The organism is Sphingomonas paludis (assembly GCF_053502515.1).
Genome location: NZ_CP187558.1, coordinates 1,864,478 through 1,891,304 on the forward strand (window position 1 = coordinate 1,864,478; position 26,827 = coordinate 1,891,304).

17 protein-coding genes are annotated in these 26,827 nt (G+C 65.6%); 11 read left to right on the forward strand and 6 right to left on the reverse strand.

Annotated features, from left to right (window positions below; genetic code table 11):
• The first annotated feature begins 50 nt into the window (after positions 1 to 50).
• Complete coding sequence (locus ACPVPU_RS09090; protein ID WP_448657612.1) at positions 51 to 1,892, forward strand: M2 family metallopeptidase; 1,842 nt, start codon at positions 51 to 53, stop codon at positions 1,890 to 1,892.
• A gap of 4 nt (positions 1,893 to 1,896) precedes the next feature.
• Here ACPVPU_RS09090 and ACPVPU_RS09095 read toward each other — a convergent pair whose 3' ends face one another.
• From ACPVPU_RS09095 to ACPVPU_RS09115, 5 genes are all read right to left on the reverse strand, one after another.
• The gene (locus tag ACPVPU_RS09095; protein WP_448657613.1) at positions 1,897 to 2,772 is read right to left on the reverse strand and encodes an FkbM family methyltransferase; all 876 of its coding nucleotides are present in this window, start codon (positions 2,770 to 2,772) and stop codon (positions 1,897 to 1,899) included.
• Positions 2,773 to 2,805: 33 nt separating this feature from the next.
• Entirely contained in the window at positions 2,806 to 4,242 is a 1,437-nt protein-coding gene (locus ACPVPU_RS09100; protein ID WP_448657614.1) for an AMP nucleosidase, read from the reverse strand.
• An 89-nt stretch (positions 4,243 to 4,331) separates the two neighbouring features.
• Positions 4,332 to 4,799, reverse strand: a complete 468-nt coding sequence (locus ACPVPU_RS09105; protein ID WP_448657615.1) for a hypothetical protein — start codon at positions 4,797 to 4,799, stop codon at positions 4,332 to 4,334.
• A 115-nt stretch (positions 4,800 to 4,914) separates the two neighbouring features.
• Entirely contained in the window at positions 4,915 to 5,397 is a 483-nt protein-coding gene (locus ACPVPU_RS09110) for a redoxin family protein (RefSeq protein WP_448657616.1), read from the reverse strand.
• Between the two features lie 70 nt (positions 5,398 to 5,467).
• A complete protein-coding gene (locus ACPVPU_RS09115) occupies positions 5,468 to 6,421 on the reverse strand; it encodes a glycosyltransferase family 2 protein (RefSeq protein WP_448657617.1) in 954 nt (317 codons plus the stop codon).
• A 23-nt stretch (positions 6,422 to 6,444) separates the two neighbouring features.
• Here ACPVPU_RS09115 and ACPVPU_RS09120 point away from each other — a divergent pair, with 23 nt between their 5' ends.
• Together ACPVPU_RS09120 and ahcY are read left to right on the forward strand one after the other, a co-directional pair.
• Complete coding sequence (locus tag ACPVPU_RS09120; RefSeq protein WP_448657618.1) at positions 6,445 to 7,005, forward strand: YqgE/AlgH family protein; 561 nt, start codon at positions 6,445 to 6,447, stop codon at positions 7,003 to 7,005.
• A gap of 136 nt (positions 7,006 to 7,141) precedes the next feature.
• Positions 7,142 to 8,536: an adenosylhomocysteinase gene (ahcY, locus tag ACPVPU_RS09125; protein WP_448660468.1), complete on the forward strand. Its 1,395-nt coding sequence runs from the start codon at positions 7,142 to 7,144 to the stop codon at positions 8,534 to 8,536.
• A gap of 153 nt (positions 8,537 to 8,689) precedes the next feature.
• On the opposite strand, the gene ACPVPU_RS09130 is transcribed toward ahcY, so the two are convergent.
• Positions 8,690 to 11,695, reverse strand: coding sequence for a TonB-dependent receptor domain-containing protein (locus ACPVPU_RS09130; protein WP_448657619.1), 3,006 nt, complete (start codon positions 11,693 to 11,695; stop codon positions 8,690 to 8,692).
• A 424-nt stretch (positions 11,696 to 12,119) separates the two neighbouring features.
• Here ACPVPU_RS09130 and ACPVPU_RS09135 point away from each other — a divergent pair, with 424 nt between their 5' ends.
• From ACPVPU_RS09135 to trxA, 8 genes are all read left to right on the forward strand, one after another.
• Positions 12,120 to 15,422, forward strand: coding sequence for a TonB-dependent receptor domain-containing protein (locus ACPVPU_RS09135; protein WP_448657620.1), 3,303 nt, complete (start codon positions 12,120 to 12,122; stop codon positions 15,420 to 15,422).
• A gap of 147 nt (positions 15,423 to 15,569) precedes the next feature.
• Positions 15,570 to 17,861: a PAS-domain containing protein gene (locus ACPVPU_RS09140; protein ID WP_448657621.1), complete on the forward strand. Its 2,292-nt coding sequence runs from the start codon at positions 15,570 to 15,572 to the stop codon at positions 17,859 to 17,861.
• Positions 17,861 to 18,304, forward strand: coding sequence for a tRNA (adenosine(37)-N6)-threonylcarbamoyltransferase complex ATPase subunit type 1 TsaE (gene tsaE / locus ACPVPU_RS09145; protein ID WP_448657622.1), 444 nt, complete (start codon positions 17,861 to 17,863; stop codon positions 18,302 to 18,304). The genes ACPVPU_RS09140 and tsaE overlap by 1 nt, the downstream gene beginning before the upstream one ends.
• Complete coding sequence (locus ACPVPU_RS09150; RefSeq protein WP_448660470.1) at positions 18,301 to 19,275, forward strand: aminoglycoside phosphotransferase family protein; 975 nt, start codon at positions 18,301 to 18,303, stop codon at positions 19,273 to 19,275. Before tsaE ends, ACPVPU_RS09150 begins: the two co-directional genes overlap by 4 nt.
• Positions 19,276 to 19,279: 4 nt before the next feature.
• Positions 19,280 to 20,035 carry a nucleotidyltransferase family protein gene (locus ACPVPU_RS09155; RefSeq protein WP_448657623.1) on the forward strand — a complete coding sequence of 252 codons (756 nt, stop codon included), beginning with the start codon at positions 19,280 to 19,282 and terminating at the stop codon, positions 20,033 to 20,035.
• Positions 20,028 to 23,021: a double-strand break repair protein AddB gene (gene addB / locus ACPVPU_RS09160; protein ID WP_448657624.1), complete on the forward strand. Its 2,994-nt coding sequence runs from the start codon at positions 20,028 to 20,030 to the stop codon at positions 23,019 to 23,021. The genes ACPVPU_RS09155 and addB overlap by 8 nt, the downstream gene beginning before the upstream one ends.
• 1 nt (position 23,022) lies before the next feature.
• Positions 23,023 to 26,448: a double-strand break repair helicase AddA gene (gene addA / locus ACPVPU_RS09165; RefSeq protein WP_448660472.1), complete on the forward strand. Its 3,426-nt coding sequence runs from the start codon at positions 23,023 to 23,025 to the stop codon at positions 26,446 to 26,448.
• 41 nt (positions 26,449 to 26,489) lie between these two features.
• The gene (gene trxA, locus ACPVPU_RS09170; protein WP_448657625.1) at positions 26,490 to 26,810 is read left to right on the forward strand and encodes a thioredoxin; all 321 of its coding nucleotides are present in this window, start codon (positions 26,490 to 26,492) and stop codon (positions 26,808 to 26,810) included.
• Positions 26,811 to 26,827: the final 17 nt, after the last annotated feature.

Sequence of the window (26,827 nt, forward strand, 5' to 3'; positions counted from 1 at the left end):
TGGCTCACAAGACGCGCATCCCATTGTCGCGTCCAGAAGGTCCCGCCATCATGATCCGCACCGGAGTTTCCGCCCTCGCACTCGCTTGCCTGTTGGCAATCCCTGTTTCGGCCCAGCAAAAGCCCGCCGCTCCTGCCGCCGCTGCTGGAAAGGCGCTGACGCCTGCCGATGCCGATGCCTTTGTGGCTGCGGCCGAAAAGGCGGCGTTCGACTATTCGGTCGAGGCCAGCCGGATCGCATGGGTCAACTCGACCTACATCACCGACGATACCGACGCGCTTGCGGCCCAGAGCGGGGCCGAGGGCACGGAAATGGCCGTGAAGTACGCGCTGGATGCCGCGAAATATGCTGCCATCCCCGACCTGTCGCCCGATACCAGGCGCAAGCTGGACATCATGCGCTCCGGCCTCACTCTGCCTGCGCCCACGACACCGGGCGCTGCGGACGAGCTCGCGACTTTGGTGACCAAGATGTCCTCTGCCTATGGCAAGGGCAAGGGGACGCTGAACGGTCAGCCGATCAACGGATCCGATATCGAAGCGGCGATGGGTACCGAGCGCGATCCGGCCAAGCTCAAGGAAATGTGGGTCAGCTGGCACGACAATGTCGGCGCGCCGATGGCCGCGGACTATGCCCGCACCGTCGAGATTGCCAATCTGGGGGCAAAGGAACTGGCGTTCCGCGACGTCGGGGCGATGTGGCGGTCCAATTACGACATGGACCCTGCCGAATTCGCTAAGCTGACCGACAAAATGTGGAAGGAGGTCGAGCCGCTCTATCGCTCGCTATTCGTCTATACGCGCAAGAAGCTGAACGAGAAATATGGCGACGCAGTGCAGCCCCGCACCGGCCCGATCCGTGCCGACCTGCTCGGCAATATGTGGGCGCAGGAATGGGGCAACATCTATGACATCGTCGCGCCCAAGGGGGCGGGCGATATCGGCTATGACGTCACCAAGCTCCTTGAAGCGAAGAAGGCCGATCCGGTCGGCATGGTAAAGATCGGCGAGGGCTTTTATTCCTCGCTGGGGTTCGAACCGCTGCCGGAGACGTTCTGGCAACGCTCCATGTTCGTGAAGCCGGCCGATCGAGAGGTCGTCTGCCATGCATCGGCATGGGATATCGACAACAAGGACGATATCCGGATCAAGATGTGCATCAAGGTGAATGGCGACGATTTCGTCGTCATCCATCACGAACTGGGCCATAATTACTATCAGCGCGCCTATAAGGATCAGAGCTATCTGTATCTGAACGGTGCCAATGACGGGTTCCACGAGGCGATCGGCGATTTCGTCGCGCTGTCGATCACGCCCGACTATCTGGTCCAGATTGGCCTGCTCGATGCGTCAAAGGTGCCGAGCGAGGACAAGGATATCGGCCTGCTGCTGCGTCAGGCGATGGACAAGGTCGCGTTCCTGCCCTTTGGCCTGCTGATCGACAAATGGCGCTGGGGCGTGTTTTCGGGCAGCGTCAAGCCCGCCGGTTACCAGGCCGCCTGGGATTCGCTGCGGCTGCAATATCAGGGGCTGGTCCCGCCGGAGGAGCGGGGCGATGACAAGTTCGATCCCGGCGCGAAATATCATGTGCCCGCCAGCGTGCCCTATACCCGCTATTTCCTGGCTCGGCTGCTGCAGTTTCAGTTCTACAAGGCTGCGTGCGAACAGGCTGGCTGGACCGGGCCGCTCCACCGCTGCTCCTTCTACGGCAATAAGGAAGTCGGCGAAAAGCTGAACGCGATGCTGGGAATGGGGGCTTCGAAGCCGTGGCCCGACGCGCTGGAGGCGTTTACCGGCAGCCGGGAAATGTCCGGCGCGGCAATGGTCGAATATTTCGCGCCGCTGAAGGCTTGGCTGGACGAACAGAATAAGGGTGAGGCCGAGGGCTGGTAAGCCCTCAGCCCGCCGGGCGGACGAGCAACAGGTCGGAAAACGGCGCGCCGATCAGCGCATCGTCGCTGTCCTGCGCCGTATAGCCCTCGTCCGCTTCGATCCGGTAGATGCGGAAGCCGATGGTCCGTAGCAGCTGGAGCAGCGACCGTGCCTCGTTCGTCCCCATGATGTGGGGCACGAACTCCATGATGATCTTCACCGAAGGGGAACGGCGCAGCAGTTGTTCCGCCCCGCGGATGACGGCGGGCTCATGTCCCTCCGCATCGATTTTCAGGACATGGATCTCCGGCACGTCGCGCATCACGTCGTCCAGCCGAGCCATCGGCACATCAATGGTATGGGACGGCCGACCGGTTTCTGCCTCGGTATGCGCCAGGAAATCGTCCGGCACATCGCGAATCGTCGATGTCGCCTCATAGCCCGGAAAGATGCGCAGCGCCGCCGTGCCGGTCCGGTCCGACAGGGCCACGCGGTGACGCCGCGCCATCCATTGCATCGCATTGCTGGTGATGTTGTCGCTCAGAATCCTGAAAACTGCGGGATTCGGTTCGAACGCCCATAGCTGCCCATCGGGATAGGCGCGCCATCCCGCCAGGATGCTGAAATAACCGACATTCGCACCGATATCGACGACCACGTCTCCCTGCCGGACCAGCGACACGAGCGTGCGGCTGTTATGCGGTTCGTTGATGCCCAGATTGATCAGGTGCGGGGCGACGATCATGTCGTTGGTCGACACCATGAACGGATGCCCGGTCCACAGCCGGGTGAGCACCACCTGATTGCCCAGATATACGCCGGAAAGCCGGTCCGCCTTGGCGTTGATCGGGCCGTGTTCCATTGCATCGGGAACAATATCGGTCAGCGCCAGTCGTTGCATGCAGTCATCCCGTTACGCGTTACTGGGTTCACTTTAGCGGAAAGGCGGCTCGTTAAACGCCCTTAATTTGCGGCTGTGCAATTTCGATCCTTCACGCCGCAATTCTTCGACGGTTTCAATGCCGATTTTCAAATGTTCAGCGATGGCCCGCTCGTAAAAGCGGTTCGCCTGCCCCGGCAATTTCAATTCGCCGTGCAGCGGCTTGTCGGACACGCACAACAATGTGCCATAGGGGACCCGGAACCGGAAGCCCTGGGCCGCGATGGTGGCCGATTCCATGTCGATGCCGACCGCCCGGCTGAGTGAAAAGCGAAGCGCCGATTTCGAAAAGCGCAGTTCCCAGTTGCGGTCATCGGTGGTGACGATGGTCCCCGTGCGCAACCGCCGCTTCAGCGCCTCTCCATCCTCGCCCGACACCGTTTCCGCCGCGCGGGCCAAGGCCTGCTGCACCTCGGCGATGGCGGGCACCGGGATCTCAGGCGGCAATACGTCGTCCAGAACGTGATCGTCGCGCAGATAGGCGTGGGCGAGCACATAGTCGCCGATCCGCTGGCTCGGCCGAAGCCCGCCGCAATGGCCGATCATCAGCCACGCATGGGGGCGCAGCACCGCCAGATGGTCGCAGATCGTCTTGGCATTGGACGGGCCGACGCCGATGTTGACCAGCGTGATGCCCTGGCCGCCGGGCGCCATCAGGTGATAGGCCGGCATCTGGTGCCGCCGCCATGCACTGTCGCTGACCAGCCGCTCCGGATCGTCACCCGCGCGGATCATCACCCCGCCGGCCGCTGACACGCCGGTATAGGGACTGTCTGGCCCAAGCTGGGCACAGGCCCAGCGGACGAATTCGTCGACATACCGGTGATAGTTGGTGAACAGGATATAATCCTGAACATGCTCGGCCGGGGTGCCGGTATAATGCCGCAGCCGGGCCAGCGAAAAATCGGTGCGCAGCCCGTCGAACAGCGCGAGGGGGCGGACGCCGGACCCGTCGTCCCATTGCCCATCGGCAATCTCGTCACCGATATGCGCCAGCTCGGTTGCCGGGAAATGCCGGGCCAGTTCGATCGCCGACACCTGGTCAAGGCTCAGCGCATGGCCGGGATCCAGGACATAGGGAAACGGGATTTCCTGGCGGCTGGTGCCGACTTCGATGGTGACGTCATACCCCTCGATAAGCAGGTCGAGTTGTTCGATGAGATAGCCGCCGAACATGGCGGGTTTGGTTACTGTGATCCGGTAATCGCCGGATTCGCTCAATCGCCCGAACGAGCGTAGCGGCGCAGGGCGCTGTTCGCTTTCGCCGTGATAGGTCAGCCGTATCTCGGGATAGGCAAAGCTGCCATCGGTGCGCGCCGATGCCGGCGGGGGGGTGGCGTCGGTCAGATACCGGGTCAGGGCATCCTGCAGATTTCGGACGGATTGCTGGTATCGACGTTCCAGCTCGGCAACGATTTCGGTCGCGTTCATGATGCCCGGGCTAGGCCGTCATTATGACCCTGACAAGACCGCCGCGAAAATGTCGTTTCGCGGCGGTCATGATAAAATCGGCGGAGTGGTCAGTCCTCGGCCGGATCGGTAACCGGCGTCGCAATACCGGTAACCTTGGCCTCTGCCGGCTTGTCGGCCCGATTACGCAGCTTCGCCGCGCCAAAGATCGCACCGGCCACCGCAGCGGCAGCGCCGGTGGCGATGGCGGCAGCGGTCTTGGGATTGTCCTTGACGGCCTTGACCGCCTTATCCACCGGGCTGGCGCCAGCAGCCTTGCCCGCCTTGCTCGGGGCCTTTGCCTTGGTGGTCGTCGCCTTGCCCGCAGTCTTTGCCGGAGCCTTTGCCTTGGGCGCCGCTGTCTTGGCGGGGCGGGAAGTTCCGTTCGCCGACTTGGCCGCAGTCCCGGTCCTGGTCGCCGTGCCCGATTTGGCAGCAGCGGTCGTGCGCTTGCGCGGTGCCGCCTTCTTGGCTTCCGGCGCGGCCGTGTTCTTGGTGTCGGTCGGGGTCCCGGTTGCCGGGCCGCTGGTGGTGGTCATCGGGAATCTCCTTCGTCTGGCGGTCTGAACGAACCTGCAACGAAGATGGTTCCATTACAGCAACGGCCGGAAACCCACGCCCGCGCCGGGATCGTTGCGCGGGCGTGGTCCGATGTCAGAGCGTTTCCAGCAGATGTTCGGCCGAACTCACCCGGAACTCGCCCGGCGCCTCGACATTCAACGCTTCTACCACGCCGTCATTGACCAGCATCGAATAACGCTGGCTGCGCGTGCCCATGCCGTATTTCGATCCGTCCATGGTCAGCCCGATGGCTTCGGCGAATTCGCCATTGCCATCGGCCAGCATCGTCACCTTGCCCTCGGCATCGTTGGCCTTGGCCCATGCACCCATGACGAACGCGTCGTTGACTGAAATGCAGGCGACCTCGTCCACGCCTTTGGCCTTCAGATTGTCGAGCTGCTCCAGATAGCCGGGCAGGTGCTTGGCCGAACAGGTCGGGGTATAGGCGCCCGGCACCGCAAACACGGCCACCTTTCGCCCTGCAAAGAAATCCGCCGACTGAACGGCGTCGGGGCCTTCGCTCGTTGCCTTGATCAGGGTCACATCGGGCAGCTTGTCGCCGGTTTGGATGCTCATGGCCGTCTCCTTTTATTGATATCGTCCGGGCATTTAGGGTTCGGGCTTGCCGTTTAAAGGCGCGCGATCGTCAAACCCGCTGATTGTTGCGCGCCCTGGCGGACAGGATCGGGCGGGCGAGGGGGGGCAATGCCTGCATCACGGCCATGGTCACCCGCCATTTCAGCGATTCCTCGCCCATCCGCCCTTCCGCCAGCCGGGCGATGCCGCCGCGCGTATCGCCCGACAGGATCATCGCCTCTCCCTCCGCCCGGGCCAGCCGCTGTTCCAACAGGGTCGCCATGCGGGCGGCGGTATCCGCCTCCGGTCGGTCAGCCAGCGCTGCCGCAGCCTTTCGGTAAACCGCCGCCTCGTACCGGAACAGGCCCGCGGAATTGCGGGACAGCGACGTGGATCGCCGCCGATACCGGTGCAGCGGCTCTGGCACATAGCCCCCCGTCCACCCCGCCGATAACAGCCGGATCCAGAAGTCCAGATCCTCGGCCGAACGCAGCGAGGCGTCGAACCCCCCGATCGAATCGAACGCGTCGCGCCGGAACATCCCGGCCCCGAACACATAGAATTGCCGTGACAGCACCCGGTCCAGCGTCATCGGCAGCGTCTGCGGGAAATAATCGGTGAACCGCTCGCCCGACCGTGAATCCCCGAAATAGGTCGCATCGCATGTGACGAAGCCATGTCCGGGGTCGGCAGTCAGCCCGGCCAGCATCGCCTCCAGATAGCGCGGTTCATACAGGTCGTCGCCGTCCAGCAGCGACACGACCGGTGCCCGCGCCGTGGCGATCGCCCGGTTGCGCGCCGTCGCCAATCCGCCATTGTCGGTTTGCAGCAGCCGGATGCGCGGATCGGCGAGAAATGTTGCGACCGCGCCCGCCACATCGTCTGGCGCTCCGTCATCGACGACGATCGCTTCCCAGTCCGTCAGCGTCTGCGACTGGAGCGACGCGAGCGTTTCACCGACCAGATCGGCGACGCCATAGGCCGGGACGATTACGGAAACGGCGGGCGGGCTTGGGTTTGCCATGCGGCGCACTATAATGGAGGTGGATGGACGCGCCAGCCTATCTTGTGGGCCAGTTTCTGCTGGCGATGCCGGGAATCGGGGACAGCCGGTTCGACCAGGCGGTGATCGCGATGTGCGCGCACAATGAAGAAGGGGCACTAGGCATCGGCATCGGTGCCACGATCGAGGGCCTCAGTTTCTACGACCTGCTGGCCCAGGTGGAAATCGATGCGCGGGAATGCCCCGATGGGCCGGTCCATTTCGGCGGTCCGGTCGAATTGCGTCGCGGATTCGTCGTGCATAGCCTGGACTGGAGCGGACAGGATACCATCGACGTCGCCGGTCGCTGGGCTTTGTCGGGCACGATCGACGTGCTCCGTGCGATTGCGGAGGGGCGGGGGCCGAACCGCTGGCTCGCCGCGCTGGGCTATGCTGGCTGGGGCGAGGGACAGCTTGAGGATGAGATGACCCGGCATGGCTGGTTCAATACCGGCGGAGATCCCGGGCTGGTGTTCGACACGCCGACCGATCAGCGCTGGTCGCACGGGTTCCAGCGCGCCGGGATCGATCCCCGGCTGCTTTCGATCAGCGGCGGCAGCGCCTGACCGATCGGCATATAAAGAATCCTTTATACGACGTTGCGTTCCGCCGGCGGAGGCTGTATCGGCAGCCTCAGTTCACACGGTGCCAACGCCGTGTGCCTATTGCTGAGCAGGAGATTTGACAGTGGCCACCGCGACGATCGACGCCGCCAAGGACTATGTGATTGCCGATATCGGCCTGGCCAATTGGGGCCGGATGGAAATCGACATCGCCGAAACCGAAATGCCGGGCCTGATGGCGCTGCGCGAGGAATTCGGCCCGTCCCAGCCGCTGAAGGGCGCGAAGATCGTCGGTTCGCTGCACATGACGATCCAGACCGCCGTGCTGATCGAAACGCTGACCGCGCTGGGTGCGGAGGTCCGCTGGGCCACGTGCAACATCTTTTCGACCCAGGATCATGCCGCCGCCGCCATCGCCGCTGCGGGCATCCCGGTGTTCGCGGTGAAGGGCGAGAGCCTCGCCGATTACTGGGACTATGTCGGTCGCATCTTCGACTGGGGTGACGAAACCTGCAACATGATCCTGGACGATGGCGGCGACGCCACCATGTTTGCGCTGTGGGGCGCCAAGCTGGAAGCTGGCCACAGCTTCGGCGAGCCGGAGAATGAGGAAGAGGTCGAAATGCAGCGCGCGGTGAAGGAATTCATCGCTCGCAAGCCCGGCTACCTCACGGAAACCGTGAAGAACATCAAGGGCGTGTCGGAAGAAACGACCACCGGCGTGCACCGCCTGTATCACATCGCCAAGAAGGGCGAACTGCCCTTCCCCGCGATCAACGTGAACGACAGCGTCACCAAGTCGAAGTTCGACAACCTTTATGGCTGCAAGGAATCGCTGGTCGACGCGATCCGCCGCGGCACCGACGTGATGCTGGCCGGCAAGGTCGCGGTCGTCGCCGGCTTCGGTGACGTCGGCAAGGGCAGCGCCCAGTCGCTCCGCAACGGCGGCGCTCGCGTGCTCGTCACCGAGATCGACCCGATCTGCGCGCTGCAGGCGGCGATGGAGGGCTTCGAGGTCGTGACGATGGAAGAGGCGGTCACGCGCGCCGACATCTTCGTGACGGCGACCGGCAATGCCGACGTCATCACCGCCGATCACATGAAGGCGATGAAGCCCATGTCGATCGTCTGCAACATCGGCCATTTCGACAGCGAGATCCAGATCGCGGCCCTGTCCAACTACAAGTGGACCGAGATCAAGCCGCAGGTCGACCTGGTCGAGTTCGACGATGGCAAGCAGATCATCATCCTGTCCAAGGGCCGTCTGGTGAACCTGGGCAACGCGACCGGCCACCCGTCCTTCGTGATGTCGGCCAGCTTTACCAATCAGACGCTGGCGCAGATCGAGCTGTTCACCCGGCCCGAGCAGTACAATAACGAAGTCTATGTCCTGCCGAAGCATCTGGACGAAAAGGTCGCGGCGCTTCACCTGGAAAAGCTGGGCGTCAAGCTGACGCAGCTGAGCCAGAAGCAGGCCGATTACATCGGCGTGCCGGCCGCCGGCCCGTTCAAGCCGGATCATTACCGCTACTGATCCGACGCGCACGATTGCACGTCATCGGGGGCGCTCCGGCATCGGCCGGGGCGCCCCTTTCTTTTTGTCGGTCGTGAAACCGGGGGGCACCGGACCAAAAAAAGGGGCGCGCGGATCGCTCCGCACGCCCCATTCAATGGTGTCGATCGATGTTTAGCGGGTGGGGCCGAAGGCGATCCGCGCACCTGCATAGAAGTACCGGCCAAGGAAGCTGTACGGCTGGTTGACCGACGCCACGTCGCCCACGTCGTTCAGCAGGTTGTTGACGCCGGCATAGAAACGGAAATTGTCCTCGACATTCACCGCGACCTGCACGTCATGTTCCCACTTTTCGCGGTAGAAGAAATAGCGCGGATCGGAGATGTCCGGCTGGGCCGCGATCTGATCGTCCGTGAACCGGCGGGTCTTGCTGAAGAAGTTCAGACCATAGTTGATCATCAGCACATCGTTCGACCAGGTCAGGTCGGCGGTGCCCGACAATTCCGGGTAGCTGACCGTCAGCTTGCTCACCTCGATCGGCGCACCGGGGGTGGGTTCGAAATCGAACCGGTCCAGGTAATTGCCGACCAGCTGCAGGTTGAACTTGCCGATCTTGCCGACTTCGAAATTGTAATTGACCTGAACGTCCAGACCGGCGGTGTTGATCGCCGCGACGTTCTGCGGACCGATCAGAAAGTCGTTAACGTAACCGGTCGTCGTGGAACGTCCAACGCTGTCGCAGAACGCATTTTCCAGGGTCGGCTGATCGACGCAAAGATCCACGATTTCCTGCGCCGTAGCGGTGCGGACTGCGTTCTTCAGCTCGATGTCATACCAGTCGGCCGTGATGTACAGGCCGGGGATGAATCGCGGCTGCAGCACCACACCCGCCGTCCATGTGCGCGCGGTTTCCTCGCTCAGGTTGACGTTGCCGCCGGTGCGGCCGGGCAGGCTGACCGTGGCCGTCGGATCGGTCGTCGGGCTGAACGTGCCCGGGTTGACGCCCAGCGAGGTGAGCAGCGCGGTGCAGTTCGCCTGGCGGAACTCGGTGCCCTCCGGAATATTCTCCGGATCGCACGGATCGTCGATGAACGCGAACGTCCCGCTGACCGGGGAGAACAGCTCCGAAATGTTCGGCGCGCGCACTGCCTGCGAATAGGTGCCGCGGATGCGGATGTCGTCGACCGGCGAATAGATGCCGCTGAACGCCCAGGTATCGGTGCGCCCAACGGTCGAATAATCCGACAGACGGACCGCTGCGTTCACCTCCAGCAACTGGGCGAACGGCACATCGCGCAGCAGCGGGGCGCTCAGTTCGCCGAACACTTCCTTGACGTCGAACTGGCCGCTAACCGGCGAAATCTGCGCAATGTCCGCCAGCACGCCGTCCTGCAGGAACTGGTCGGGGGTATAGTCGCTGATTTCCTTGCGATATTCCCCGCCGACCGCGAATGCGATCGGGCCGCCAGGCAGTTCGAAGAACTGGCCGAAATCGCCGCTGATCGACCCCGAAACAACGTGCTGCTGCACCTTGTAGTTGTTGACCAGATCGACGTTCATGAAATCGAGCGCCGCTTGGTCCAGCACGCCGTCGCCCAGGACATTCAGCGGACGGCAGCCGCTGTTCGCGCCGGGGGTAAAGGTCTGGAAGCCGGGGAAGGGGACCGATCCGAAATCGAACTGGAACGGCGCAGCCGTCGGATCCAGGTTCGAACGGCAGACGATGTTGCCCGACACCGGATCGCGCACCGCGTCCAGCGCAGCCAGGTAACGGTCGGTCAGGCGGTAATTGGTCGACAGGAACTCGCTGTCCGTGACGCCGTACGTGTAATAGACGTCATAGGTCGCGTTTTCGCTGATTTGGCCTTCCGCACCGATGACGCCGCGCCACGTTTCACGCACAGCCCGCTCGCCGCGGATGCCGAAATCGTAATTGTCGCGCGAAACCAGCGCACCGTCGGTCCCCGCACCGAAGCGGTCGACCAGATAGGCGTTGTCCGCCTCAAGATAGGTGAAGAAGTCGAAGCTCGGCTGGGCAACGGTGAAGCTGCGCGTCTTGGCATATTTGCCCTGCGCATACAGGCGCAGCGCCGGCGACACTTCGAAACTGGTCAGCAGATTGACGTTGTGCACTTCGTTCTGTGGCGCCAGGTCGCCCTGATACCCCGCCAGCGGCGTGCTGGAGCCACCCTGGGTCAGGCCGCCCGACGACGGGAGCAGCCGGCCGCGGTCATAGACGCCGCCGGAACCGGTGAACTCGGGAACGCCGTCGAACGCGCCGATCACGAACTGGCCGGTCTCTTCGTCGATCGAGCCCAGATCGATGGCGCCGTCGCGCGAGCTGTCGGCATAGCGCAGGTCGTTGAACAGCAGCCGGTCGAACACGGCGGGATTGTCGGGGAAATCGTCCGGATTGCGGACCAGGCCGAATGCCTGGCGCGGATCGCCGACCCGGCGGCGGCCAAAGCCGTTGACGCGGTCGTCGTCGCGCCATTCATAGGCAAGCGCGATGTTGCCGCGATCCTGGGCGAAATTGCTGCCCAGCGTCACGCTCAAGAACCGGTTGCCCGCATCGCCCTCTTCCGAAATGCCGGTCTGGGCGCGGACGACCGCACCCTCGAAATCGCGGCGCAGGACGAAGTTGACGACGCCGGACACGCCATCGGCACCATAGACGGCGGACGCGCCGCCCGTCTGGATGTCGATGCGGCGGACCAGTTCGGTCGGGATGGTGTTGATGTCCACCGACGCCGTCCCGCTGATGCCCGCGACGTGGCGGCGGCCATCGACCAGCACCAGCGTGCGGTCGGTGCCCAGCGCGCGCAGGTTCAGCAGCTGTACGGCGGTCGCGCCGGTATCGCCGGTCGAACCGGACTGCTGGGCGCTGGTGCTGGACCCGAGCAGGGCCGGGTTCTGGACCAGCACGTCGGTCAGGTTGACACGGCCCGACTGCTGCAGGTTTTCCGAGCTGTACGAAATGACCGGATTGGGGTTGTCGATCGCCGGGCGCTGAATGCGGCTGCCGGTAATGACGATGTCTTCGCCGGTGTCGGTTTCCTGGGCGGCCGCAGTATCGTCGACCGGTGCCGCGTCCTGGGCCATCGCGGCCGGAGCGAGCAGCAGGGTGGCGGGCAACAGGACCGAACTGGCCAGCAGCATACCGCGCTTACGATTGTTCATGGACGTTTCCTCACGCTAACAACCCCGATCGGACGGGAGTCATCCCTAAGGCCATTTACCTAGTGTGGCCCAAAAGCAATGGCATTCCATAGCCAACGCCTATTCACCATCGCCTGTGTTGCTGGATCGCAACACTTGGAAATCGGAGTGGTTACCGTCCCGCCGAGCGTAATGGCCCTGTCCATCAACACGATAGTCGTCGGACCGCCCAGCCAATTTGTCTCGATCGTGACATATCCGCCACGATGCCGAAAAAACGTGGGTTCAGCGTTTACAATGCCCGCAGGTGCAGCATGATGCCGACATTGCACTTTGGATGGGCAGAAGGCGGACCACCGCACGGGCCCGAGTGAGCAAGCGCAGGGGAACATGGCTGGCGGCGTAACGCCACGCCATCGCTCAATCACTATTCATGGGGTGTATCATGTTGAACAGAACAGGGCTCTGGACATTGCGTCTGGCGGCGGGGGCCAGCCTTGCCATCGCGCTGGCCTCGACGGCCATGGCGCAGTCGATCGACACGCAGGACGCTACGGCAGGCGCGGTTGCCACCGACCCAGAGACGGATGACCAGGCGATCATCGTGACCGGCACCCGGCTGGCGCGTGATCCGAATGCCACCTCTCCCTCACCGATCAGCGTCACCACGGCGGCGGACATCGCGGCAACTGGCGCCCAGGATGCGACGGCCGCGCTTCGTCAGATCCCGGCGCTGATCTCGTCCGGGACGGTGGCCGACTCGATCGAACGCGGTGGCGGCGGCGTCGGTCAGGCGACGCTGAACCTGCGCCAGCTCGGATCGAACCGGACGCTGGTGCTGGTCGACGGCTATCGGCACGTCTCGGGCGTTGCGGGCGCTCAGACCGTCGACGTGTCGACGATCCCGACTGCACTCATTGAGCGGGTCGACGTGCTGACCGGCGGCGCTTCGGCGGTGTACGGCGCAGACGCGGTGACCGGCGTCGTCAACTATATCCTGCGCAAGGATTTCGAGGGGCTGCAGATCAACGGCCAGTCGAACTTCGCCACCTCCGGTGCCGGTGGCGGCCAGTCGATCGACCTGACCTATGGCACCAATTTCCTGGACGATCGGGGGAACGTCACGCTCTCGGCCGGCTACACGCTGGAACAGGAAGTGCTGTTCGGCGACCGGCCGTTCACCCGCGACAATGGCCGCGGCAACAACAGCACGACGTACCAGAACCCGCTGCTGCGGTTCCAGCGCGGCGACATCGATCCGGTGGCGACGCCCAACTTCGCCCAGCGCTATGCGATCGGTGGCGGGCGCTTCCCGATCGGCTACGCCATTCCTACCGCGGCGCAGTTCGCCACCTTCTTCCCCGGACGGACCCCGACACCGGCGGAAACGGCACTGATGAACCGGGCGGTCGGCGCACCGCGCTTCGTCATCGGCGCCGATCCCCGCTTTGCGATCAGCTCGGGCCAGGGCCTGATCTTCCGTAACGATTTCGGCTTCTTCAACGCCGACATCAACAACAACGGCATCAACGATTGCGAGGAAAGCTATATCGGCCTGACCGGCTTTGGCGGTGGCGGCTGCTATGTCTCGACGCCGGGCGGCGGCGTGAAGATCTTCGAGGACGGCATCGTCTCCACGTCGCAGAACCAGTTCGGCGGCGATGGCGCGGTCGAACGCACCAACCAGTCTTCGCTCATTCCGCAAAGCGAGCGGATGTTCGCCAATCTCCGGTTGAACTATGATTTTTCGCCGGGGGCCGAGTTTTTCCTCGACGCGAAATATGCCCGCAACAACACGCTGTCGCGCAACAACTACAACACCTTCTACGACAGCTTGCTGATCTTCCCGGACAATCCGTTCATCCCGGCCGTGCTGCAGGCCGATGCCGATGATGCCGGCGGCCTGCGGGTCAGCCGCGACTTCCTGGACCTCGGGCCGAACACGCAGCGGGCGGAGCGGGATACGTACCGCGTCGTCGCTGGCCTGCGCGGCGAAGTCACCAGCAACCTGTCCTACGAAGTGGTTGCCAATTACGGGCGCACCGATACGTCCGTTACCCAGTCGAACTCGGTGCGCTATGACCGTCTGTTCGCCGCGATCGACGTGGTGCGCGGACCGAACGGCCAGCCGATCTGCCGCTCGGACATCGATCCGACGCCGCATCCGGGCAGCGAAATCTTCCCGGTCATCGCCCCCGGTTTCTTCACTTTCCGTCCCGGCGACGGCCAGTGCAAACCGGCCAACATCCTGGGCGGCGAACAGTCGCTGAGCGCGGACGCGGTCAATTTCATCACCACGCCGACCACCGACTTCTTTGGGCTGGAACAGTTCGTCGCAACGGCACTGCTGACCGGCAACACCGGTGCGTTCTTCAACCTGCCCGGTGGGCCGGTCCAGTTCCTGGTCGGCGGCGAATATCGTCGGGAAGAATCGTCGTCGCGCTTCAGCGACCTTGAACTGGGCCTGCTGCCCGAAGGATCGCCCGCCGGACCGGCAGGCACTTTCATCGGTGACATCTCGCCCAACAATTCGCTGCTGTTCGATGCATCGACCCAGACGTTCAACACCGGCGGGTCGTTCAACGTCAAGGAAGCCTTCGGCGAAATCTCGATCCCGCTGTTGGCCAACACCCCATTCTTCCATGAACTGACCGTCGATGGTGCTGCCCGCTATGCCGATTATTCGACGATTGGCGGCGCATTCACCTGGTCGGTGAACGGCATCTGGGCGCCCGTTCAGGACATCCGGTTCCGGGGCACCTATTCCCAGGCCATTCGTGCGCCCAACATTGCCGAGCTGTTCAGCCCGGCACAGGGGGCCACCTTCCGACCGTCGGATCCGTGCGATGTGGTCAACCAGAACGCGACGCCCAACCGCCTGCAAAACTGCATCGCGGCCGCGACGGCATTGGGGATTCCCAATCCGGCCGCATTCATCGCCGGATATTCCGATCCGTTGACCGCCCGTTTCTCGGGCACCAGCGGCGGTAACCCCGACCTGACCGAGGAAACGGCGACGACCTGGACGGCGGGCGTCGTCATCCAGCCGCGCTTCATCCCCGGCCTGACCGTGTCTGGCGACTATTATTCGATCAGCATCGCCGACGCGATCGCGGCGGTGCAGGCGCAGGATATCGTCAACACCTGTTACGATAACGCCACTTTCCCCAACCAGTTCTGCGACCTGTTCGATCGCAACGGGCCGAACGCGGGGCCGACGTCCTTCGGGTTCAACTTCCTGCGTCAGACCCAGCTGAACTTTGGCCGGATCGAAACGTCGGGCGTCGATTTCACGGTCAACTATGCCTTCAGCCTGGGCGACCATGATTTCAACCTGCGCGGCACGGGCAACTGGACGGAAAAGGTCAACCGGTTCTTTGATCCGGTCGACGAAACGCTGGTCAATCCCGGTCTGAACGAACTGGGCTCGCCCGAATGGGCCGGCGTCGGTTCGTTCACCTATGGCTATCAGGGGTTCGGGCTGAACTATACGCTGCAATATGTTGGCCGTCAGGCCATTGCCACAGCGGTTCAAATCGAACGGATCGAGACCGAATTCGGCGATGCCGGATGGGCGCGCGAATATTTCGTGCACAACATCTCTGCCAGCATCAAGGCGAACGACCGTTTCACCCTGAATATGGGCATCAGCAACCTGACCGATGCCCGACCCTACATCGCCAGCTCGGCCTATCCCGTCAGCGGGATCGGCCGGGTGGCGTTCGTCGGGGTTCAGGGTCGGTTCTGACCGTTCCAAGCGAACGATCATTGGGGGAGGGTGCGGCATCGGCCGTATCCTCCCTTTCTTTTCGTTGCTCGCCGGTTGGCCGGCAAAGGCGGGTTGCCTGATCGACTCCATCGCCTACACAGGCACGCATGGTGATCGATGGTGGCAATGGCTGAATCCTATATCGTCGCAATTGCCGGTATCGTGGCGGCGGTCGCGCTGGGCGGCGGCGGCTGGATGCTGTTCCAGGGCATGACAGCCGCACGGACGGCCCGCGCCGCAGCCACCGACCATGCCCGCGCATCGGCATTGGTGCAGGCGGCACCGGCCATATGGATGCTGGTTCACGGCGATGGCAGGATTTCCGGCCCTGCCGAATTGGCGCAGCGGCTGGGGCTGGACCGCCTGCCGGACACGCTGAAGGATCTGGCCGCCCATCCCGACGGATTTGAACCGGCATCTTCAGCCGCGTTTGACGCTGCGGTGGGATCGGCGATGCGATCGGGCCAGCCTTTTGTCGAACACCTGGCAATGGTTGGCGGCGACCGGTATCTGATCGCTAGCGGCGATCGCGCGCCGCCCGCCATGCAGGCGCCGGGTGGCGTGCTCGTCTGGCTGATCGACGACAGCGCGCGCCAGCAGCGGCTGGAGGAACAGACCGGGGCAGCGCGCGAATGGCGCGCCGCGTTCCATGCGGTCAACGACCTGATCGACGCCGCCCCGATGCCGATGTGGCTGCGGGGTGCCGATCTGCAACTGGCGATGGTCAACCGCGCCTATGTCGCGGCGGTCGAGGCGGGCAGCGCGATGGACGTCGTCACCCGACAGATCGAATTGGCGGAAGCGAGCGGCAGGGAAGGGCCGATCGCTCAGGCGGCGGCTGCGCGCGACGACCAGGCCGCCATCGTCGTCTCGGCTCCGGCAACGGTGGCGGGCGAGCGGCGGATGCTGCGGTTCCATGTCCTCCCCCTGGCCGACGGGATGACGGCAGGCTTTGCCGTCGACATCGACGATCTCGAACAGGCGCGATCCAGTCTGAAACGGTTCGGCGAGGCACAGCGCGCGATGCTTGACCGGCTGTCGGCCGGGGTCGCGCAGTTCGGGGCAGACCGGACACTGACCTTCTGCAACCAGCCGTTTCGCCGCATTTTTGGCATCAAGCCGGAATGGCTGGCCGACCGCCCGGAGTTCGACCGCGTGCTCGACCGGATGCGCGAGGGCCAGCGGGTTCCCGAAGTCCGCGATTTCCCCAGTTGGAAGGCGGAGCGGCGCGACTGGTTCCATGCGGCCGAAGGCGGGATCGAGGAAAGCTGGCACCTGCCGGGCGCCGTGCATCTGCGTGTCCTTGCCCAGCCGTTACCCGAAGGAGGGCTGGTCCTGATTTTCGAGGACCGGACCGAACAGGTGCAACTCGCCAGCGCGCGCGACACGCTTCTGCGGGTGCGCACCGCAACCTTCGAAAACCTTGCGGAAGCCTTGGGGGTTTTTGCGGCCGATGGGCGCATTCAGCTGTGGAACAGCAAATTTGCCGCCGCACTTGCGCTTGATGCCGAATATATGGCCGGCCACCCGCGGGTCGATGCGCTTGCCGCCACGGTTCGGCCGGTACTCGCCAAGCCGACACAGGCAGACCTGATCGCGGTGCTGGTGCGCTCGGCAACGGTCGAACGCGTCCAGCGTGGCGGGACGCTGGCGATGGCCGACGGACGTCTGTTCCAATTGAACGCCGTGCCGCTGCCCGACGGCAATGCGCTGCTGACGCTGATGGACATGACCGATTCGCTGCGCGCGCAACAGGCGCTGGAGGAGCGCAACCAGGCGCTGGTCGCGGCCGACCGGATCAAGACGGATTTCATGGCGAATATGAGCTATGAGCTGCGTACGCCGCTGACCTCGATCGCCGGTTTTGCCGAAATGCTGGAGGCCGGCTATGGCGGCAGCCTCAGTGAGGCCGGACAGGGATATGCCACCGCCATCGTCGCCGCATCCGCCCGGTTGGGCACGCTGATCGACGATGTGCTCGACCTGACCGCAAGCCAGGACGCCGAACCCGTCCGCCAGCAGGTCGAGCTTGCGCCGCTCGCACGGGCGGCCGCCGAAGCGGTCATGCCCATGACCACCCAGCGCGGCATAACGCTGGAATTGAACATCCGCGATACCGCTGGCGAGGTCCGCGCCGACCCGCGCCGCATCCGTCAGGCCATGGAGCATCTGTTGCGTCATGCCGCCGGGGGACTGGCCGATGGCGCGCGGATCCTGCTCCATGTCGACGGGACGGCGCGGCGGGCGCGGATCGTCATTTCCGATGACGGACCGGGATCGGATTCAGGCGGGCGCAACCGGGGCACCGATCTGGGCCTGCCGCTCGCAAGGCAGGCAATCGAGGCGCATGGCGGCACGCTGAAGCTGGTCGCGCGGGCGGGGGAGGGCACGATGCTGACCGCAGAGCTGCCTCGTTGATGCGATTGGCAACAGCAGAGGCCAGCGAGGCGCTTGGCCGGGCATTGTCGCCGCTGTTGCGTCCCGGCGACGTCATTACGCTGAGCGGGCCGCTGGGGGCGGGCAAGACGAGCATCGCGCGCGGCCTGCTGGCCGGGCTGGGTCTCGCGGGGGAGGCGCCGTCGCCCAGTTTCGCGATTGTCCAGCCCTATGCTCCGCCAGAGGTGCGGTTGCCGGTGCTGCATGTCGATCTGTACCGGCTGAACGATCCGGACGAGGTGTGGGAGCTTGGGCTGGACGAGGCTCGGATGGATCATGCGCTGGTCATCGAATGGCCCGAACGGGCAGGGATGAATGCATGGCCCGATGCGCTGGGCCTGACCCTGGAGCCGATCGCGGACGGCTCGCGCTGCTTGACAGCATCGGTGCCGGAGGGTTGGAGGCACCGATGGCCCTTTCCATGATTCCGCCGCCCCATGCCGATGCTTTTCTGGACCGTGTCGGCTGGTCCGGCGCACAGGTGACGCCGCTGGCGGGCGATGCGTCGTTTCGCCGCTATTTCCGGGTCTCGCGCGGGGGCGAGGCCGCCGTCCTTATGGACGCGCCTCCGCCGCATGAGGATCCGCGTCCGTTTCTGGCGATGGCCCGCTGGCTTTCGGCGCAAGGGTTTGCCGCGCCGCGCATCCTGGGCGAAGATCTGGCGGGTGGTCTGATCCTGATCGAGGATTTCGGTGATTTGTTGATGCGGCGCGTGGTCGATGAAGGATTGGCCGACGAGGCGGAGACCTATGCTGCGGCGATCGACGTGCTGATCGCGCTTCGCGGTGCCGGTGTCGCCGAAGTCGCGCCCTATGATGGTGCCGTCTATCAACGCGAAGCGGCCTTGCTGACCGAATATTACTGCCCGGCCGTCGGGATCGATGCCGATGCCGGTTCCTATGCCGCTGCCTGGGACCAGGTGCTGGCGCCGATTCTGGATGCTTCGCCCGTCGTGACGGTGCTGCGCGATTACCACGCCGAAAACATCATGGTGCGGGGGCCGGACGCGCCGCTTGGCCTGCTGGATTTCCAGGACGCGCTTGCCGGGCATCCGGCCTATGATCTGGTGTCGTTGCTGCAGGACGCGCGCCGGGACGTCGATCTTGCGCTGGAGGCGGCAATGCTCGACCGATATTGTTCGGTCACCGGCGAAGGGGATGCGTTCAGGGCGGCCTATCACGTACTGGGCGCGCAACGAAACGCCAAGATCATCGGGATTTTCACGCGCTTGTGGAAGCGCGATGGCAAGCCGCGCTACCCGGCTTTGTGCCCGCGGGTGTGGCGATACCTGGAACGCGATCTGGCGCATCCGGCGCTGGCCCCAGTCGCCGCCTGGTTCGATGCCATGATCCCGGCGGACCGGCGCGGCGACCCCATGGTCATCGCGGGGCAATGATCCGATGGCCGTAGCGCAGTCCATCCGCCCCGAACCCACAGTGCAGGTGCCGGAGACGGCCATGGTGATGGCCGCCGGGCTGGGCAAGCGGATGCGGCCCCTGACGGCGACCCGACCAAAGCCGCTGGTCGAAGTCGCGGGCAAGCCGCTGATCGACCATGTGTTCGATCGATTGCGCGCCGCCGGCGTCAAGCGGGCGGTCGTTAACGTCCATTACCTGGCCGATGCGCTGGAGGCGCATTTGCGCCGCCGGGTCCAGGGCATCGAGGTCGTCATTTCCGACGAACGGTCCCAGTTGATGGAAACCGGTGGCGGGCTGGTTCATGCCCGGGCGCTGATCGGCGACCGGCCGTTCCTGTGCGTCAACAGCGACAATCTGTGGCTCGATGGGCCGATCGACGCGATCCGCGCGCTGGCCCAGGTGTGGGACGATGACCGGATGGACGCGCTCTTGCTGATGGTGCCGCTGGCGCGGGCGCATCATCATGGCGGCCAGGGCGATTTCTATCTCGACGCGCGCGGACGCATCACCGGACGACGCAAGCCGGGACGGGTGGCCCCCTTTGTCTTCACCGGCATCCAGATCCTGTCGCCGCGGATCATCCGCGACTGGCCGGACGGACCGTTCAGCACCAACCTGTTCTGGGAACGCGCCATCGCCGATGGGCGCGCATGGGGCCTGCCGCATCAGGGGTTGTGGTTCGACGTCGGCACGCCCGCCGCGATCCCCGCGACCGAGGCGATGCTGGCCGATGGCTGATCGGGCCCGCCCCGGCCTTTATACCATCCCAATTCATCGGGCCTTTGCCGACGCACTGGCCGACGGGTTGCTGCGGATGACCGCGAAGGACCCGATGGCGCTGGCCCGGGCTTTGGTGCTGGTGCCAAACAATCGGGCCAAACGGTCGATCAGCGATGCATTCGTCCGGGCAAGCGGCGGCGGACTGTTGTTGCCACGGCTGGTCGCGATCGGCGATCCCGAACTGGACGAAGCGGCGGGCGCTTGGTTCGATGCGGCCGATGCCGACGATCCACCGCCGCCTGCCGTCGACCCGCTGACCCGTCGGCTGGTGCTGGCCCGGCTGGTGGAACAGGCGCTGGCCAGGGCCGGGCGCGCGGTCGATGCCGTGGAGGCCATGCGCCTGGCGGGTGACCTGGGTCGGACGCTCGACCAGTTGCTGATCGAGGAGCGGGACCCCGCCGATCTCGACACGCTTGCGTTGCCGGAGGGCCTGTCCGAGCATTGGGAACGATCGCTGGCGCTGTTCCGCATCGTCGTCGAACAATGGCCGCGTGAACTGGCGCAGATGAACCGCATCGATCTGGCACGCCGCCGGGCGATGCTAATGGACCGGCTGGCCCGATACTGGCGCGACACGCCGCCACAGGGCCTGGTCTGCGCGGCTGGCGTCACCACAGCAGCCCCGGCCATCGCGCGCCTGCTGCGCCAACTGGCCGAATTGCCGCAGGGCATGGTCGTCCTGCCGGGCCTGGCCACCGAAATGCCGGACGATCAGTGGGAATCGCTCGGCCCCCATCGCGCAGATCCGGACACGGGCCGCCGCCAGCCGTCGATTGAGACCCACCCGCAATTCCACCTGAAACTGCTGATCGATCGGATGGGCGTCGGTCGCGGCGAGTTCCGGCTATGGCGCGGCGGCAGCGAGCATGATGCAGCGCCCCAGCGAAGCCGGGCGGTCGCCACCGCAATGGCACCGCCCAGATACACGCGCGACTGGATCGCCAAGCGGCCCGACGAACGCCGCCTGGCCGGCGTATCGTTGGTCAGCCTGCCGACCCCGGCGGACGAGGCTCAGGCGATCGCGCTGGCGCTGCGCGAGGCGCTGGAGGTGCCGGGCCGCACCGCTGCACTGGTGACGCCGGACCGGGCGCTCGCCCGGCGCGTCGCCGCACACTGCGAACGCTGGGGCCTGGCCATCGACGACAGCGCCGGGCAGGCCCTGTCGCTGACCCCGGTGGGCACGCTGCTGATCGGGCTGGCCGAGGCAGTGGCGGAGCGATTTGCGCCGGTGCCGCTGCTGGCGCTGCTGAAACATCCGCTGGTGCGGGCCGGGGATCAGCGACTGGCATGGCTGGACGGTGCGCGTCAGCTGGATCGGGCGCTGCGCGGCCCGCGGCCCGCCCCCGGCCTGATTGGGATCGACCGGCATCTGGTTCAGGATACCGGACGGCCAGGCGAGAACCTGGTCCGGCAGCGGGCGGCTGGCTGGTGGCCTGTAGCCCGTGACTTGCTGGCCCCGCTTGCCGACCGGACGGCAGCCGACACCATGCCGCTTCGCCCGATGCTGGCTGCACTGCGCGAAGCCGCCACGGCGCTGGCGGGCGATGCCGCATGGGCGCGGGCGGAGGGGCGGTGCGCCGCCGACCTTTTCACCCGGCTGGAGGCGGAGGCCGATCTCGGCCCGCCGCTGATGCAGGTGGGCGCGCTGCCCGCCCTGCTGCGGATGCTGTTCGACGAACAGTCGATCCGGCCGCCACAGGGCGGCCATCCGCGCCTGTCGATCCTGGGCCTGCTGGAAGCGCGGCTGCAGACGGCTGACCTGATGATCCTTGGCGGATTGAACGAAGGGGTCTGGCCATCCCGACCGGCACCTGATCCGTGGCTGGCCCCGCGTATCCGCGCCGAACTCGGCCTGCCGGGGCTTGAACGGCGGATCGGTCTGGCCGCCCATGACCTGGCCGGTGCACTGGGAGCGCCAGAGGTGATCCTGACCCGGGCGGAGCGCGATGCGACCGCGCCGACCATCCCGTCCCGGTTCTGGCTGCGGTTGGAGGCCTTGACCGCCGACCAGCGGGCCGCCGCCGAGCGTGCCCGCGCCGCGACGCTGACCGGCTGGACCCGCGCGATCGACCGCGCCGTCGAACATCGCCCCGCCGGGCGCCCCGCGCCCGCCCCGCCAGCCGCCGCCCGTCCCCGCCGGATCAGCGTGACGGAAGTGGACCGGCTAAAGGCAGACCCATACGCATTCTATGCACGCCGGATGCTGCGGCTGGAGCCGCTGGATGCGGTGGATGCCGATGTCACCGCAGCGTGGAAGGGCACTGCCGTCCACCGTGCCTTCGAACTATGGGCCAAAGAAGATCGCCAGCACCCCGACCGGTTGCGTGCCCATGCCGAAGCGTTGTTCCTGGCCGAAACCACGCATCCGATGATGCGCGCCCTGTGGCGCCCGCGCCTGATGGAGGCCATCGACTGGATGATCGGACAGTTGGCGACCATGCAAGCCACCGGGCGGGAAGTGCTGGCGGTGGAGGAAAGCGGCAAGATCGATTTCGACGGGGTTACGCTGTCCGGCCGGTTCGACCGCATCGACCAGGCGGCGGATGGCGGGCTGGTCGTGATCGATTACAAGACCGGGACGCCGCCATCGACCCGTGCGATCCGCGCAGGCTTCAGCTTTCAGTTGGGGCTGATCGGGCTGATGCTGGAACGCGGTGCCTTTCGCGGGCTCGCCGGCCGGGCCACCGGGTTCGAATATTGGTCGATGGCGAAGAAGGGCGGCACCAGCCAGTTCGGATATATCGACAGCCCGGTCGATCCGGCCAAGCGCGATCCGGTTCCCGTCGATACATTCGTCCCCCATGCAGCGGAGCAATTCGGCCATGCGGTGCGCGAATGGTTGACCGGCGATGCGCCGTTCACCGCAAAGCTGCGTCCGGAATATGCCAATTATGCCGATTACGATCAGTTGATGCGCCGTGACGAATGGTGGGGCCGTGAGTGACATGCGGCCCCTGCCCCTGCTGAAGGGGGACCAGGCGCAGGCGTCCGCGCCGGATGCGCATATCTGGCTGTCCGCGTCCGCCGGCACCGGCAAGACGCAGGTGCTGTCTGCCCGGGTCTTTCGCCTGTTGCTGTCCGGCGTTCGGCCGGAGGCGATCCTGTGCCTGACCTTTACCAAGGCCGGCGCGGCGGAGATGGCGGAGCGGATCAATACGCGGCTGGGCGCTTGGGTGCGGATGCCCGATGCCGCGCTGGCGAAGGAAGTGTTCGCGCTGGGCGAGGATCACACGTCTGAGGCCGTTCTGCAGCGCGCCCGGACGCTGTTTGCCGAGGTGCTCGACGCGCCGGGCGGCGGCATCCGCATCCAGACCATTCACAGTTTCTGCCAGAGCCTGCTTGCCGCTTTCCCGCTGGAGGCCGGGCTGGCGCCCGGGTTCCGCCCGCTGGAGGCGCGGGAAGAACAGGTGCTGGCCCGCGAAACGCTGGCGGCGATGCTGGTGTCGGAGGCGGCTGGCGGGGCATCCGAGGTGCTCGATGGCGTCGCTGCGCTCAGCCTGCGGTTGGGCGAGGGCGGGGCGGAACAATATCTGCGCGCCTGCGCCGCCGTGCCGGATGCCATGGCGGCACTGCCCGATGCGGTCGCGCCTTGGCTGCGGGAGCGGCTGGGCCTGCCGGTGGGAGAAGTCGAGGCAGAGATCGCGGCGCAATGCTCGGTCGAATGGCTGGGCCTTGCCGAAGTCGCGCGGCTGAACGCGGAATGGGGCACCAAGAAGGGGCTGGACCGGGCCGACCGGATTGCGGCGTGGCTGGCCAGCGATGCGGCGCGGCGGGCGGAAACGCTCGCCAACCTGCATCTGTGCTGGGCGAGGAAGGACGGCGAACCGTCATCCACCGGCAAGGGACAGGCACCGCAGGTCGATGGCTATGGCGATCTTGCCGCCCGGTTGTTCGAACGCTGTTCTGCGTTGATCGGCCTGCGCGCCAAGGCCGCTTTCAGCGACCTGCTGGCGCAGGGCATGGCCGCCGGGCGCGCCTATGCCCTTGCCTATCGCAGCGCCAAGCAGCGGCTGGGCGCCGTCGATTTCAACGACCTGATCCGCGAAACCGGGCGGTTGTTGTCGCAACCCGGCATCGGCGAATGGGTTCGGTTCAAACTCGACCAGACGACCGACCATATCCTGATCGACGAGGCGCAGGATACCAACTGGGACCAGTGGGAAATCGTCAAGGCGCTGGCCGACGAATTCTTCGTCGGGGAGGGGCAGCGGGCGTCCGGCACCCGCACCCTGTTCGTCGTCGGGGATTACAAACAGGCGATTTTCGGGTTTCAGGGCACCGATCCCTATAATTTCGCGCTGGCGCAGCGGCATTTCGAACGGCAGGCGCAGCGGGACGCGGCCGTGGACCGCGATGCGCCGCTGCTGGCGTTTCACCCCTTGTCGCTCACCCACAGTTTCCGGTCCGCCGAACCGATCCTGCAATTCGTCGATCGGGCGATCGAGACGCTGCCAGCGGGCGCGCTGGGACAGTTTTCCGAAATCCAGCGGCATGGCACCCATGTGCCGGGGCCGGGGCTGGTGCGGCTGTGGCGACCGGTGACCGACGCGGCGATCGATGACGGAGAGGAAGGGTGGGTGGACGATGCCACCCGCGCCCTGGCCAAACGCATCGCTGCCTGGCTGAAACACCAGATCGCGGATGGGCGGATCGCGCCGGGCGAAGTGATGATCCTGGTCCGGAGCCGGGGGGAACTGGCGGCATTGCTGGTCGCCCGACTGTACGAGGCCGGGGTGCCGGTTGCCGGGGTGGATCGGTTGCGGCTCAATGCCCCGCTGGCGGTGCAGGACCTGCTGGCGGCGATCCGCTTCGTGTTGCAACCCGACGACGATCTGTCGCTGGCGGCGCTCCTGGTTTCACCGTTGATCGGATGGAGCCAGGACGAATTGCTGGAGGCTGCCGTCCGTCCCGATGGGGTGACCTTGTGGCGTCATCTGCGCGATACGCACCCGCAGGCACGGCTGGCACCGCTGTTCGCCATGCTCAACGCGGCGGATTTCACGACGCCGCACCGGTTTCTGGAAGCCATCCTGTCTGGCGACATGGATGGCCGCCGCCGGCTGCTGGAACGGCTGGGCGAGGAGGCGCGCGACCCGATCGAGGAACTGCTGTCCGCCGCGCTCCAGTTCGAGGGGCTGGCGACGGCGTCGCTGCAACGGTTTCTGGACTGGTTCGACCGGGGCGAGGTCGAAGTGAAGCGCGATGCCGCCCAGCCCGGCAATGCGGTGCGGGTGCTGACCGCCCATGGGGCCAAGGGGTTGCAGGCACCGCTCGTCATTCTGGCCGACGCCACCGCCGACCCCGACCGGCGGCCGGAGCGCAGCTTTCAATGGGAGGTGGAGCGCGGCGTGAAGCTGCCTGTCTTCCGACCCAGAAAGGATGAACGGGGCGAGGCGCTGGGCCAGTTGATGGCCGACGCGGCTGCGCGCGAGCTGGAGGAGCATTGGCGGCTTTTCTACGTCGCCGCCACGCGCGCTGAACGCGAATTGATCGTCGCCGGGGCGCTTGGCCGCAGTGCAAAGGGCGAGGTTGCGCCCAACAGCTGGTATGCACAGGCGGCGCGCGCATTCGATGCACTGGGGGTCGCGCCGCTGGGCGAGGAGGCCGATGAACGCACCTGGGGCGCCGACGGATTGGCCGGTCGCCGTCGCACGGTTGTCGAGGCGGCCTATGTCCCGACAACCCGCACCGATTTGCCAGCCTGGGCGGCTCTGCCCGCCCCGCAGGAGGCGCGACCGCCCCGGCCGCTGGCGCCGTCGTCGATGGGCGATGATTCGGTCGCCGATCCGCCGCCGGGTCCGGCCATGCTGGCGGCGGCCGAGCGGGGCAAGCGGTTGCACGCCCTGTTCGAACGAATGCCGGCGGTGATGCCCGACCGGCGTCGGGCGGCCGCCGATCGCTGGCTGGAAAAGGGGGCGGGGCTGGCCGATGCCGATGCCCGGCGCGCGCTGATCGACGACGCGCTGGCGGTGATCGAGCATCCCGGCTTTGCCGACTTGTTCGGCCCCGATGCGCTGGCCGAGGCACCGATCGCCGCCGTCCTGGCGGATGGGCGCGTGGTAGCGGGTACCGCTGATCGGCTGCTGATCGGGCCGGACCGGGTGCGGGTGATTGATTTCAAGACCGGGCGCCATGCGCCCGCCGATGCCGCCGCGGTCCCGCCCTATCACCTGCGACAGATGGCGGCCTATTGCGCCGCGCTGGAGGTGATCTTTCCCGGCCGGGCGGTCGATGCCGCGCTGCTTTATACCAGCGGCCCCCGACTGATCGCGCTCGATCCCGAAATGCTGGCGGCGCACAAGGTTCAGTTTGGCGATCCGCAACAAAGCTATATCGCGCAGATGCTTGAGCCGGGCGATCCGCCCGCCTAGATTGCACCCAATGCAAGCCGATTGATCAAGGAGAACTCCCCATGGCCACCAAGGCCGTTTCCGACGCAAGTTTCGAGGCCGATGTACTGACCGCGGACAAGCCCGTTCTGGTCGATTTCTGGGCTGACTGGTGCGCACCGTGCAAGATGATCGCCCCCGCGCTGGAGGAATTGTCGGACGAGCTGGCGGATCAGGTGACGATCACCAAGGCCAATCTGGACGATGCGCCGTCAAAGGCGGCCGAGTTCGGCATCCGCTCGATCCCCGCACTGATCCTGTTCAAGAATGGCCAGGAAGTCGCCCGGTTCAACCGCGCCGCGCCAAAGCGCGAACTGGCTGCCTGGCTGCAGAGCGAGCTGTAATGCGATCCAGCCGGGGC

Coding starts and splice junctions, on each gene's coding strand:
- trxA (WP_448657625.1), top strand. CDS start 26,490: ATGGCCACCAAGGCCGTTTCCGACGCAAGTTTCGAGGCCGATGTACTG.
- ACPVPU_RS09105 (WP_448657615.1), bottom strand. CDS start 4,799: ATGACCACCACCAGCGGCCCGGCAACCGGGACCCCGACCGACACCAAG.
- ACPVPU_RS09115 (WP_448657617.1), bottom strand. CDS start 6,421: ATGGCAAACCCAAGCCCGCCCGCCGTTTCCGTAATCGTCCCGGCCTAT.
- tsaE (WP_448657622.1), top strand. CDS start 17,861: ATGCGATTGGCAACAGCAGAGGCCAGCGAGGCGCTTGGCCGGGCATTG.
- ACPVPU_RS09130 (WP_448657619.1), bottom strand. CDS start 11,695: ATGAACAATCGTAAGCGCGGTATGCTGCTGGCCAGTTCGGTCCTGTTG.
- addB (WP_448657624.1), top strand. CDS start 20,028: ATGGCTGATCGGGCCCGCCCCGGCCTTTATACCATCCCAATTCATCGG.
- ACPVPU_RS09100 (WP_448657614.1), bottom strand. CDS start 4,242: ATGAACGCGACCGAAATCGTTGCCGAGCTGGAACGTCGATACCAGCAA.
- ACPVPU_RS09090 (WP_448657612.1), top strand. CDS start 51: ATGATCCGCACCGGAGTTTCCGCCCTCGCACTCGCTTGCCTGTTGGCA.
- ACPVPU_RS09120 (WP_448657618.1), top strand. CDS start 6,445: ATGGACGCGCCAGCCTATCTTGTGGGCCAGTTTCTGCTGGCGATGCCG.
- ACPVPU_RS09140 (WP_448657621.1), top strand. CDS start 15,570: ATGGCTGAATCCTATATCGTCGCAATTGCCGGTATCGTGGCGGCGGTC.
- ACPVPU_RS09150 (WP_448660470.1), top strand. CDS start 18,301: ATGATTCCGCCGCCCCATGCCGATGCTTTTCTGGACCGTGTCGGCTGG.
- ACPVPU_RS09135 (WP_448657620.1), top strand. CDS start 12,120: ATGTTGAACAGAACAGGGCTCTGGACATTGCGTCTGGCGGCGGGGGCC.
- ACPVPU_RS09110 (WP_448657616.1), bottom strand. CDS start 5,397: ATGAGCATCCAAACCGGCGACAAGCTGCCCGATGTGACCCTGATCAAG.
- addA (WP_448660472.1), top strand. CDS start 23,023: ATGCGGCCCCTGCCCCTGCTGAAGGGGGACCAGGCGCAGGCGTCCGCG.
- ACPVPU_RS09095 (WP_448657613.1), bottom strand. CDS start 2,772: ATGCAACGACTGGCGCTGACCGATATTGTTCCCGATGCAATGGAACAC.
- ACPVPU_RS09155 (WP_448657623.1), top strand. CDS start 19,280: ATGGCCGTAGCGCAGTCCATCCGCCCCGAACCCACAGTGCAGGTGCCG.